Source organism: Streptomyces sp. NPDC040622, from assembly GCF_055593965.1.
In genome coordinates this window covers 138,043-149,475 of record NZ_JBVIXD010000009.1, presented here as the reverse complement: position 1 = coordinate 149,475, position 11,433 = coordinate 138,043, and the positions used below count along the sequence as shown (strand labels likewise).

General features: G+C 69.2%; 11 protein-coding genes and 1 riboswitch. Of the genes, 3 read left to right on the top strand and 8 right to left on the bottom strand.

Features of this window, described 5'->3' with window-relative positions:
• Positions 1 to 71 precede the first annotated feature (71 nt).
• From ACZ592_RS26270 to clpS, 5 genes are all read right to left on the bottom strand, one after another.
• Positions 72 to 1,043, bottom strand: coding sequence for an ABC transporter substrate-binding protein (locus ACZ592_RS26270; protein ID WP_471584097.1), 972 nt, complete (start codon positions 1,041 to 1,043; stop codon positions 72 to 74).
• Between the two features lie 44 nt (positions 1,044 to 1,087).
• Positions 1,088 to 1,246: riboswitch (cobalamin riboswitch) on the bottom strand.
• 3 nt (positions 1,247 to 1,249) lie between these two features.
• The gene (locus ACZ592_RS26265) at positions 1,250 to 1,672 is read right to left on the bottom strand and encodes a M67 family metallopeptidase (RefSeq protein WP_471584096.1); all 423 of its coding nucleotides are present in this window, start codon (positions 1,670 to 1,672) and stop codon (positions 1,250 to 1,252) included.
• Between the two features lie 93 nt (positions 1,673 to 1,765).
• The gene (locus ACZ592_RS26260) at positions 1,766 to 3,289 is read right to left on the bottom strand and encodes an amino acid permease (protein ID WP_471584095.1); all 1,524 of its coding nucleotides are present in this window, start codon (positions 3,287 to 3,289) and stop codon (positions 1,766 to 1,768) included.
• Between the two features lie 382 nt (positions 3,290 to 3,671).
• Positions 3,672 to 4,274: a DUF2017 domain-containing protein gene (locus ACZ592_RS26255; protein WP_471584094.1), complete on the bottom strand. Its 603-nt coding sequence runs from the start codon at positions 4,272 to 4,274 to the stop codon at positions 3,672 to 3,674.
• 92 nt (positions 4,275 to 4,366) lie between these two features.
• Positions 4,367 to 4,681: an ATP-dependent Clp protease adapter ClpS gene (gene clpS / locus ACZ592_RS26250; RefSeq protein ID WP_471584093.1), complete on the bottom strand. Its 315-nt coding sequence runs from the start codon at positions 4,679 to 4,681 to the stop codon at positions 4,367 to 4,369.
• Positions 4,682 to 4,772: 91 nt separating this feature from the next.
• Between clpS and ACZ592_RS26245 the strand changes: the two genes are divergently transcribed.
• A complete protein-coding gene (locus ACZ592_RS26245; RefSeq protein WP_471584092.1) occupies positions 4,773 to 6,101 on the top strand; it encodes a nicotinate phosphoribosyltransferase in 1,329 nt (442 codons plus the stop codon).
• Positions 6,102 to 6,272: 171 nt separating this feature from the next.
• Entirely contained in the window at positions 6,273 to 6,857 is a 585-nt protein-coding gene (locus ACZ592_RS26240; RefSeq protein ID WP_471584091.1) for an isochorismatase family protein, read from the top strand.
• 45 nt (positions 6,858 to 6,902) lie between these two features.
• On the opposite strand, the gene ACZ592_RS26235 is transcribed toward ACZ592_RS26240, so the two are convergent.
• Together ACZ592_RS26235 and ACZ592_RS26230 are read right to left on the bottom strand one after the other, a co-directional pair.
• Positions 6,903 to 7,238 carry a hypothetical protein gene (locus ACZ592_RS26235; protein ID WP_471584090.1) on the bottom strand — a complete coding sequence of 112 codons (336 nt, stop codon included), beginning with the start codon at positions 7,236 to 7,238 and terminating at the stop codon, positions 6,903 to 6,905.
• 147 nt (positions 7,239 to 7,385) lie between these two features.
• Positions 7,386 to 9,746, bottom strand: coding sequence for an immune inhibitor A domain-containing protein (locus ACZ592_RS26230; RefSeq protein WP_471584391.1), 2,361 nt, complete (start codon positions 9,744 to 9,746; stop codon positions 7,386 to 7,388).
• A 539-nt stretch (positions 9,747 to 10,285) separates the two neighbouring features.
• On the opposite strand from ACZ592_RS26230, the gene ACZ592_RS26225 reads away from it, so the two are divergent.
• A complete protein-coding gene (locus ACZ592_RS26225) occupies positions 10,286 to 10,582 on the top strand; it encodes a hypothetical protein (RefSeq protein WP_471584089.1) in 297 nt (98 codons plus the stop codon).
• A 75-nt stretch (positions 10,583 to 10,657) separates the two neighbouring features.
• On the opposite strand, the gene ACZ592_RS26220 is transcribed toward ACZ592_RS26225, so the two are convergent.
• Complete coding sequence (locus tag ACZ592_RS26220; protein WP_471584088.1) at positions 10,658 to 11,371, bottom strand: RDD family protein; 714 nt, start codon at positions 11,369 to 11,371, stop codon at positions 10,658 to 10,660.
• Positions 11,372 to 11,433 lie beyond the last annotated feature (62 nt).

The following is an 11,433-nucleotide window of genomic DNA, read 5'->3' as shown; positions in this document are numbered from 1 at the left end:
TCGATCGCCCTTCGGGCCCGTCCTCGGTCGCCGGACGGGCCTGACACCTCCGCCCCCGGACTCGACAGCCCTCACAGCTGCGCCGCCAGCTTCCTCACCGCCTCCGGTGCTCGTACGCCGGTGACCACGTCCGAAAGACGCAGGACCGCGAAGCTCTTGTTCTTGACGGCGGGGACGTCCTGGAGGGCCGGGTCGTCCAGGAGGCGCTTCTTCTTCTGGTCGACCGTGGTGGCGCCGTAGTCGAGGATCAGGATGGTCTCGGGCTTGCGTTCGACGACCTTCTCCCAGGACGCGTCGCTGAAGGACTTGTCCACGTCGCCGAAGACGTTGCGGCCGCCCGCCCGCTCGATGATGTCGTTGCCGATGCCCCGGCCGCCCGCCGTGAACGCGGTCTTGTCGCCGCTGTCGTAGACGAAGACGGACGGCCGCTTCTTGCCCCGGGACTTCTCGGCGGTGGCGGCCAGTTCGCGCCGGGCGCCCTTCACCCACGCAGCGGCGCGGTCCCGCACCCCGAAGGTGGCGCCGACCTCGCGGACCTCGCGGTAGACGTCGTCCATGGAGACGGGGCGCTCGGCGCAGCCCTCGACGTTGAGGCGGCTCTCGATGCCGGACTTGGCGAGCGCCGAGCGGCTGCGGCCGTCACCGGCGAGGAAGGCACTCGCGTAGCCGCCGTACACGAAGTCGGGGTTGGCGGAGAGCAGCTTCTCGTAGGAGGGGTACTCCTCGGCGATCACGGGGAGGGACTTGTACGCCTTCTCGTACCGCGGAAGCACCTGGTCGTCGAGGTAGGCGGTCCCTGCGATGCGGTCCTTGAGGCCGAGCTCCAGCATCACTTCGGTGGCGTGCTGGTTCATGGTGACGGCGCGCTTCGGGGGTGCGTCGTACGTCGTCCGGACACCGCAGTTGGTGACGGTGTACGGGAATCCGGCGGCCTGGGCCGCGGACCCGGTGCCGGCGTCGGAGTCCGAGGAGGAGCACGCGGCGAGCGGGACGAGCAGGGCGGTCGCGGCGAGCGCGCGTATGCCGGTGTGGCGGCGGGACATGGCTGAGCTGCCTCCTCCAGGGGATTTCCGCGTCCCCTGCGTTGCGTGGAGGAAGGCGGCAGGTCAGTTCCTGACTCCCCCGCCCCGGATCGGGGTCTCCCCTGCCCGAGCGGAGTCGGGAGCTCGGGGAAGGGCGGGGTCACAGTGGCGGGACCGTGCCGGGTTCGCACCGGCTTCCTGGCTCCCGCCGCCTTCTGGGTCGTGGCTCAGTATGCCTGGACGACCTGCACGTCTTCCTCCGTGACCGTCCCGTCCACGATCCGGTACGAGCGGAACTGGAAGGGGCCCGCGTCGTCGGTGTCCGCCGTGGAGACCAGGACGTAGTGCGCGCCGGGCTCGTTGGCGTACGTGATGTCGGTGCGCGAGGGGTAGGCCTCGGTCGCCGTGTGCGAGTGGTAGACGATCACCGGCTCCTCGTCGCGGTCGTCCATCTCGCGGTAGAGCTTGAGCAGGTCACCCGAGTCGAACTCGTAGAACGTGGGCGAACGCGCGGCGTTCAGCATCGGGATGAACCGCTCGGGGCGGCCGGTGCCCTCGGGGCCCGCGACCACGCCGCAGGCCTCGTCGGGGTGGTCCTGGCGCGCGTGCGCGACGATCTGGTCGTGGAGGGCCTGGGTGATGGTCAGCATGGCAGCCAGGATAAGCAGAGGGGCCCGCGCGTACCGAAGTGTGGTACGCGCGGGCCCGCATGCTGGACGGGGCGGCTCCGGGGAGCGCCGTCGTCAGTCCTTGTCGATGCTGTCAGCGCTGTCGGTGCTGTCGGTGCCGTCGGCGCTGCCGGTGCTGCCGGCGCTCACCTTGCGCTTGCTGAAGGCCGCGGCCTGCGGGTTGCGGCTCTTGAGGACCAGGTAGGAGACCGTGAGGATCGCGGCCCAGACCGGGGCGGCGTACAGCGAGATCCGCGCGTCCTTGTCGACGCCCATCATCACGATGACCATGCCGATGAAGGCGAGCGCGAACCAGCTGGTGTACGGGGCGCCCGGGGCGCGGAAGGTGGACTGGGGCAGCTCGCCCCGGTCGGCCTTGCGGCGGTAGCGGATCTGGCAGCACAGGATCATGATCCAGGCCCACATGCCGGAGATGGTCGCGAAGGAGACGACGTAGTTGAACGCCTCGCCGGGCCACTGGTAGTTGATCCAGACGCCGACCAGCATGAACGCGGCGGAGACCGTGGTGCCGATCAGCGGCAGGCCGTTCTTCGTGAGCTTGGTGAAGAGCTTCGGGCCCTGGCCGTTCATCGCGAGGTCGCGCAGCATGCGGCCGGTGGAGTACATGCCGGAGTTGCAGGAGGAGAGCGCGGCGGTCAGGACGACGAAGTTGACGATCGCGGCGCCGACGCCGAGGCCCATCTTGTCGAAGGCGGCGACGAACGGCGAGACGCCCGGCACGAACTCCGTCCACGGGACGACCGAGAGGATCATGATGAGCGCGCCGACGTAGAAGACGGCGATGCGCCACGGCACGGTGTTGATGGCCTTGGGCAGGACGGTCTTCGGGTCCTTGGACTCGCCCGCGGTGACGCCGACGAGCTCGACGGCGAGGAAGGCGAACATCACGATCTGCAGGGTCATCAGCGTGGAGCCGATGCCGTTCGGGAAGAAGCCGCCCTGGTCCCACAGGTGGGTGACGGACGCGGTGTCGCCGGCGTCGGAGAAGCCGACGGTGAGGATGCCGACGCAGATCAGGATCATGCCGATGATGGCGGTGACCTTGACCATCGAGAACCAGAACTCCAGCTCGCCGAAGAGCTTCACGGAGATGAGGTTCGCGCCGTACAGGATGACGGTGAAGACCAGCGCGTAGGCCCATTGCGGGAATGAGTCGTGTGTCCAGTACTGCATGTACTGGGCGGCCGCGGTGACTTCGGTGATGCCGGTGACGACCCAGAAGAGCCAGTACGTCCAGCCGGTGACGAATCCGAAGAACGGGCCCATGAACTCGCGTGCGTACTCCGAGAAGGAGCCGGACACGGGGCGGTACATGAGGAGCTCGCCGAGGGCCCGCATGATGAAGAAGATGACGAGGCCCGCGATGGCGTACGCCAGGATGAGGCTCGGTCCGGCCTTGTGGATGGCCTTGCCCGCGCCGAGGAACAGGCCGGTGCCGATGGCACCGCCGATCGCGATCATCTGGATCTGCCGGGCTCCGAGCCCGCGCTGGTACCCCTCGCCCTCGCCGGACGAGTCCTGCACGACCCCATTGCCGCCGTGGTCGTCGTGGTGCTCTTCGACCTGCACTGAGGTCATGGTGACGCCTTTCTCCATGCTGATCCGCGCCCGCACATCTGCGTTGTGGCTGCGGATCAGGTCCTGATCCCCCCGGATATGGATGGAGTGCTACCGACGGTCTGCCGGCCCGAGCGCCCCCGGCGACATGGGTGGCGTCGCCGAGCGGTCGTGAAGATTTATCACGGCGGCAACAGTGAGGGAATGAGCCACCTGTGGCGCAGGCCACAGGTAGAAGCGGACAAAGCGCCCTTGACATCGCAAAGGCGGTCATTGAAGTGACGCGATCGTTATCCGGATTTGAGGATCCGCTGAGCGAACAGGCCTCGGAGAGGGCAGAACCTGTGCACTACAACAAAAATCGCTGCCCCCTGCACCGAATTCGGCCCCGATCGGTCCGGATTCAGCCCAGCAACGTCCCCACCAGCGTCTCCTGCAGTCCGCCGAGCCAGAGGTACGCCATCACCATCGGCTTGCGGGGGTCGGAATCGGGCAGCCGGTAGAGCAGGTCGGCGTCGTCCTCGTCGCTCACCTCAAGGCGCGTGCCGATCGCGAGACGAAGGTCGTTGAGTGCGCCCAGCCAGTGCCGGGACTCCTCGACCGACAGTTTCAGGACAGCTCCGCCCTCGCCCGACGCCGTCATCGCGTCGAGCGAGCGGATGACGACCAGGGCGTCGTCGCGCTTCTTGGCCCGCAGGTCGTTCTCCGTGAAGCGGCGGAACTCGGACGAGTAGGACCGCAGTTCGTCCGCGTCGCTCGCCCCGTTCTCGCTCCCCGGACCGCCGTACGCGTCGGGCAGCAGGCGCCGCATCACCGGATCGGCGGGCGGTTCGCTCGGCCCCTCGGCGAAGAGCTCGGCGAGCGGGTCGTCGGAGACCTCGCCGCCCGGACCGGGACCGATCAGCTCCAGGAGCTGCACGGCGAGGGAACGGATGATCGAGATCTCGACCTCGTCGAGCGCGACGGCGGCGCCGCCCCCCGGGATCGGTTCGAATTGTCCTGGCATCAGATGCGTCGCTGCTTCCGGTCCGTGCGCTGCCGGCGGTCCATGCGCCGATGGCGGTTCATGCGCTCGTGGCGTCCCCTGCGCGGGGGCCGCTACGTGCGGTCCTGCTGAAGGGTGGCCCACAGGCCGTAGCCGTGCATGGCCTGCACGTCGCGCTCCATCTCCTCACGGGTACCGCTGGAGACGACCGCGCGCCCCTTGTGGTGCACGTCCATCATCAGCTTCGTGGCCTTCTCCTTCGAGTACCCGAAGTACGTCTGGAACACGTACGTCACGTAACTCATCAGATTGACCGGGTCGTTGTGCACGAGCGTGATCCAGGGGACGTCCGGTTCGGTGACGAGGAGCGTCTCTTCGTCCGAATCCGGGCGTGCGATCTCTGCGGGAGCCGTACTCACGGGCCCCATGCTGCCACCCCGGAGGGGCGCTCGCACAAATGGCCTCCCGCGCGCCCCGTGAAATCGTCAGAGTGACGAGATTGGGGGTAGCATCCCTCGTATGAACACAGCGGACCTTGGCCTGCCGGTGGATGTTCCCTCGACAGCGCTCTTCACCGACCAGTACGAGCTGACGATGCTGCAGGCCGCGCTGCGGGCGGGCACCGGCGACCGGCGTTCGGTCTTCGAGGTCTTCACCCGCAGACTGCCCGAGGGACGGCGCTACGGCGTGGTGGCCGGAACGGGCCGGGTCCTGGACGCCGTGGAGAACTTCCGCTTCGACGCCGACGTCCTCGGCTTCCTGCGCGAACAGGCCATCGTCGACGAGGCGACCCTGGAGTGGCTGGCCGGCTACCGCTTCGACGGCGATATCTGGGGCTACCCCGAGGGCGAGGTCTACTTCCCCGGCTCGCCGATCCTGCGGGTCGAGGGCTCCTTCGCGGAGTGCGTGCTCCTGGAGACCGTCATCCTCTCCATCCTCAACCACGACTCGGCCATCGCGGCCGCCGCCTCCCGCATGTCCTCGGCCGCCGGCGAGCGCCCGCTGATCGAGATGGGCGCCCGCCGCACCCACGAGCTGGCCGCCGTGGCCGCCTCCCGCGCCGCCTACGTCGGCGGCTTCGCGACCACGTCGGACCTCGCCGCCGGCTTCCGCTACGGCATCCCGACCGTCGGCACCAGCGCCCACGCCTTCACGCTCCTGCACGACAGCGAGCGCGACGCCTTCCGCGCCCAGGTCGACTCGCTCGGCCGGGGCACCACACTGCTGGTGGACACCTACGACGTGACCGAGGCGGTCCGCACCGCCGTCGAGGTCGCGGGGCCCGAGCTCGGCGCCGTCCGCATCGACTCCGGCGACCTGCTGCTCGTCGCGCACCGGGTGCGCCAGCAGCTGGACGAGCTCGGCGCGACCGAGACGAAGATCGTCGTGACCTCCGACCTCGACGAGTACGCCATCGCCTCGCTCGCGGCGGCACCCGTGGACGCGTACGGGGTGGGCACGCAGCTCGTCACCGGCTCCGGGCACCCCACCTGCTCCATGGTCTACAAGCTGGTGGCCCGCGCCCACTCCGCGGACCCGAAGGCGCCGCTGGAGCCCGTCGCGAAGAAGTCACTCGGCGCGAAGTCCTCGCTCGGCGGTCGCAAGTGGGCCGCGCGCAGGACCGACGAATACGGCGTCGCCGAGGCCGAGGTCGTCGGCACCGGACCGGTACCGGCCGCGCTGGCCGACCGGCAGCTCCTGGTCGAGCTGGTCAAGGGCGGCGAGGTGGTGGCCCGCGAGCCGCTGGACGCGGTCCGCGACCGGCACGCCGCCGCGCGCGCCGGGCTGCCCCTCTCGGCGACCCAGCTGTCGCGGGGCGAGGCGGTCATCCCCACCGAGTACGCCTGACCTCGCGGGGCGGGGCGGTGGGGCCGCGGTCCCGGGCCGCCCCGCGGCCACGCCGGCGATCCGGGGGCCCTCTCCCGCGACGTTCGTGAAGTCTCTACGCTCGGTTCATCCGGCCGAGTCCCCGCCGGCCCCCACCGGTCCCCCGCACTGCCGAGCCGAAGGACACCCGCCATGCGCCGCGCCCTCATCGTCGTAGACGTGCAGAACGACTTCTGCGAAGGCGGCAGCCTCGCGGTCGCCGGCGGGGCGGACGTGGCCGCCGCCATCACCGAGCTCATCGGCCAGGCCCCGGCGGGCTACCGCCACGTGGTGGCCACCCGCGACCACCACATCGACCCGGGCGCCCACTTCTCCGACCACCCCGACTACGTCGACTCCTGGCCGCCGCACTGCGTCGCCGGCACGGAGGGCATCGGCTTCCACCCGAACTTCGCGCCCGCGGTCGCCTCCGGCGCGATCGACACGGTCTTCGACAAGGGGGCGTACTCGGCGGCGTACAGCGGCTTCGAGGGCGCCGACGAGAACGGGGTCCCGCTGGCGCGGTGGCTGCGGGAGCGGGAGATCACCGAGGTCGACGTGGTCGGCATCGCGACGGACCACTGCGTGCGGGCCACGGCGGTGGACGCGGCACGGGAGGGGTTCCGGACGACGGTGCTGCTGGATCTGACGGCGGGGGTCTCGCAGGCGAGCACGGAGGCGGCGGTGGCCGCGATGCGTGAGGCGGGCGTCGAGCTCACCGGCAAGCCGGTCGTCTGACGCGGGGCTCCGCCCCGGACCCGCTCCTCGAACTCCCCCGGGCTCTCAACGGGCAGGGGGGACTCCCACAGGGCGGGAGCTCTGTCTCTTCAGGGCTCTGATCGGGTGCCACAGCTCCCGTGCGTCGTCCGGTGCCGCGCGCCATATGAGGCCGTCCGGGTGGTGCAGGACGGCCGTGATCTCGTCCGGGGTGGGGGGCTCGGCGTTGCCGCGGAGGTAGACCGCCCGCAGGCCGAGGTTCCGCAGCCGTGTCAGGGCCCTCGCGCGGTTCACGGCGTGCACGATCATCCGTACCGTGCCGCCGCCCGGCGACGGGCTCGGCAGGGTCAACGCCACCACCACGCTGCCGTTCGGCAGCTTGCTGAAACCTCCTGCGGACATGCTGGGTCACACCCCCGTGAGACGTCGCACGGGGTCCCTGGCCGGACCCCGCGTCAATAAGAAATCCACAGCACGCACCTAAACACGATCGGCCGCCGCCCGCTAGAGGGCGACGGCCGATCATGGCTTGACCTGCGAAAACGCTAATTACTTCTTGGAGGGGCCCACCTGGACCGTGATCGTCGAGCCATCCTTCGGCTGCTTGATGATCTTGATCTGAGTGTTGGTGTCAGTGACCTTCACACTTCCGGTGGGGTTCTCCTTGTACCAGTAGGTGCCCTTGTGGTCGTCGAAGACCGGGACGCCCTTCTGGGACTTCACCTTCAGTGCGACGTCCTGGTTGTGGAGCGTCAGCTTGTCCGTCGCGAACGTGCTGAAGGGCGCGTCGAACGGCTGGATCTTGTTGCGCAGAACCGTGCCGTCCTTCCACTTGAGCGGCTTGGCGTGGGCGTCGACCGGAAGGATCAGACCCTGGCCGGGGTGCGCGCTGGTGTTGTTGTCCTTCTGCGAGGTGTCCCACTGCCAGACCATCAGGCCGGTCTGGTACGGGTAGTGCTCGACCCAGTCGGGACGCGCCTTCGAACCGAAGTTGTACGGGCCGACCTTGAGGGTCTTGTCGTAGGACACGTACTGGCGGTTCTCGGCGAGGTAGTACTGGTCGTACTTCTTGGTGAAGGACTCGCCGATGCGCGAAAAGCCCTTCGCCGTCCAGCCGTTGTCGTCGCCCTCGGCGCCGTCCTCGAAGACCTTGGCGCCGTCCGCGGTGATCGCGAGGGCGTCGGCCGCGAAGCCCTTGCCGCCCGCGCCGCCGTCGGTGGAGTAGCGGAAGCGGACGTCGATCTTCTTGCCGGCGTAGGCGTCCAGCGGGAAGACGAGCTTCTTGTAGGCGCCCGAGGCACCGGTCAACGCGGGCTTGTCGCCGGCGTCACGGGTGATCGGCTTGCCGTCCGCGGTGCCGTCCACCGGCGTCCAGTTGGCGCCGTTGTCCGTCGAGACCTCGGTGTAGAGGTAGTCGTAGTTGGCCTCGATGTCCCACCAACCCTGCAGCGACAGATCGGCCTTGGCCTTGCCGGTCAGGTCGACGGAGCGCGTCAGGGTGTTCTTGAGGTCGTCGCCCTGGTCGCTCCACCACTGCTTGGAGCCCTCGGCGGGCTTCACGACGGTGGTGGTGACGGCCTTCTTGGGCAGGTCGACGACGAGCGCCTGGCGGTGGCGGGTGTTGTACTCCGAGACGCCCAGCTTGTGCTCGGACGTCGTCGCGGCCTTGGCCTTGGCGTAGTCGAGCCAGCCCAGCTGGAACTTGTCCCACGCGGTCATGTCGCCCGGCAGGTCACCGATGGAGTCCTTGCCGGTGCCGAGCCAGGAACCGGCCGACATCAGCGACCAGAAGCCGACCGAGTTCTCGCCCTTGCCCGAGGTGTCGTACAGGTCGGGCAGACCGAGGTCGTGGCCGTACTCGTGGGCGAAGACGCCGAGGCCGCCGTTCTCCGGCTGCATCGTGTAGTCGCCGACCCAGATGCCCGAGTCGCCGATCTGGGTGCCGCCGGCCTTGTTGTCGCCGGGGCCCGTCTTGCCCGCGTCGTTGCCGTAGGCGTACCAGCGGTGCGCCCACAGGGCGTTCTCGCCCTCGGCGCCGCCGCCGGCCGACTCGTCCTCGCCCGCGTGCACGAGCTGGAAGTGGTCGATGTAGCCGTCGGGCTCGTTGAAGTCGCCGTCGCCGTCGAAGTCGTAGCGGTCCCAGAGGTCGTACTTGGCCAGGTCCGCCTTGATCTGCGCGTCCGTGCGGCCCTGGGCCTTCTGGTCCTTGGTCCAGGCGGTCACGCCGTCCTTGACCGCGTCCCAGACGTTCGGGCAGTTGGTGTCGCCGCAGTAGTTCGAGCCGTAACGGGCCTCGTTGTAGTCGACCTTGACCCAGTCGGAGACCTCACCGTCGACCGAGTAGCGGCCGGACGACGTCTTCTCGTAGTAGGTCTTCAGGGACTCCTTGGTCTTGCCCCGGGAGTCCTTGCCCTTCCCGAAGTACAGGTCCTGGAAGTGCTTCTTGTTGTAGTCCTTCTGCCAGGCCGTGCTGTTGTCCTTCGCACGGTCCGGCTTGGCTATCTTGTTGTGCTGCGGTCCCGGCTTGCCGCCGTACTTCTTGACCGGCTGCTCCGGGCCCTCGGGGCCGTCCGGGTCGTACATGGTCGTGTCGTCGACCTTGTTCCCGAACTCCACCAGGATCGTGAAGATCTTGTCGGTCTTCTCCCGGCCCAGCTCGACGTACTTCTTGTCGTCGAGCTTGACGACCTGCGAGCCGCCCTTGCGCTGGACCTTGGCGTCACCCTTGACGACCTGCTGCAGGGCGGCCTTGCGCTGCTGCGCCTGCTGCTTGCTGAACGGGCCGTCCAGGTCGTGGTCGACCTGCGCCTTGACCCTGGACGGGTCCTGCCGGTCGACGGCCGGCGCCCCCGGGGCACTGTCCTCGGCCGAAGCCGTCGCCGCGGAGAACGTCGCGGCGGCCGCGGCCATCGCCACGGCCACCGCGGTGGCTCTGAACGTCCGTGTTCTGACTGTCACTTGATGCTTTCCTCCCCCGCGCCCGCGCGAGAATTGGCGGACCGAATTCCCGGTCGGAGGAGGTCCGCGCGCGATGTACGCGTCACAAGTGACGACATTCGACCGGAAGTACGGGAGAAAAGACAGACCTTGACTTGCACAGGCCAAGTGCACTATGCAGACGCGCGGCACCGCTATCCGGACGCGGGGCACTCCTTCACGGGACGGCCAACCGGTGCGCCCCGCCGTCCACTTGCTGGACGCCATGAACCCGTGCGCCCCCTGTGCTCCGGCACCGTGGGTTAGGTCACGCTTACCGCCCGTTCCCGTCGGGCATGCAGCGGAATAGAGTCAATCGACGGTGCGCCACAGCGCGAGGCGGCACATCTCAAGTCGCCGCCGTCGGGCCCCCTTTGATTCGTATACAGCTCCTCATACATCCGCATCCGCCCCCATGGCCAAAAGACATGGGGGGATCACCGCCGAGGACGGATCACGTCATGCCGCAGCCCATGCCACGTCCGACCACCGCACAGATCACCTACGGTTCGGTCACCGTCGTCTTCTCGACCCTCGCGATGCTGCTCCTCTCCCAGACCAGTTCGGGAGTCGGCATCGCGGTGATAACCCTGGCCGCGCTCGGCCTCGGTCTACTGGTCGCCATGACGGTCCCGCTGCCCAAACAGCCTGCGGCGCCCGCCGCGCGCTCCGTGCCCGCGGCCCCCTCCGCCGCATCCTCCGCCGACGGGCGCGCGCAAGACCGGCGCTCCGTGCTCGCCGACTCCGTACGCGAACCGGCGGGCCCGTGAGTCACGGGCCCGCCGGTTGAGGGGTGCCGCCGCCGCGTCGGGCGCCACCTGTCGCGCTCACTGCCCGCGCCCCTCTCAGGCGCTGACCACCACCGTTTTGGCCGCCTTGTCGTGCAGGCCCTGTTTGTAGGGCTTGTCGAAGAAGCTCCAGCCTCCGCAGATCGCCGTCCAGATGCAGGCGCAGCAGAAGGCGAACGGCAGCCACAGGACGGCCGCGCGGGCCAGCGCGGTCTGCATGCTCGGGGTGGCACCGTCGTTGAGGTTCGCCACCCGCAGCCCGAGCCACTTCTTGCCGAGCGTCTGCCCGGTCTTGGAGATCATGAAGGTGTCGTACCCGATGTAGAGCACGGCGGCCAGCAGTGACTGGCCGAACGACTTGCCGGTGTTCACCTTGTCCGGGTCGATGTCGTACTCGGACGTGCCGACCGCCCACGACAGCAGACCCACGACGATGCCCACCAGAATCATGTCGATGATCCGGGCCAGCACGCGCTTGCCGCTCTCGGCGAGCGGAGGCATCCCGGCGAGCGGGTCCTGCCCGCCGTGGCCACCGGGTCCACCGCCGTACGGGTCGCCGCCGTAGGGCGGGGGCGGGGCGCCGTAGGGCGGGCCTTCACCGGCTCCCGGCGGCGGGGGGCCCGAGCCCGGCGGCGGGGCCCCGTAGGGCGAGCCGCCGCCCGGGGGCGGGGTGTCGTACGGGGAGCCGCCGCCCTGCGGGGGCTGCTGCGGCGGCTGCTTCTTGAACGGGTCGTCGTCCGGCGAGGGATATTGCGGCGGTTCGGTGCTCATGGCCCGAGTCGACCGCGACGGTCCCGGCTCCGCATCCGGCGAGCGGCCGACCGGGTTACCCG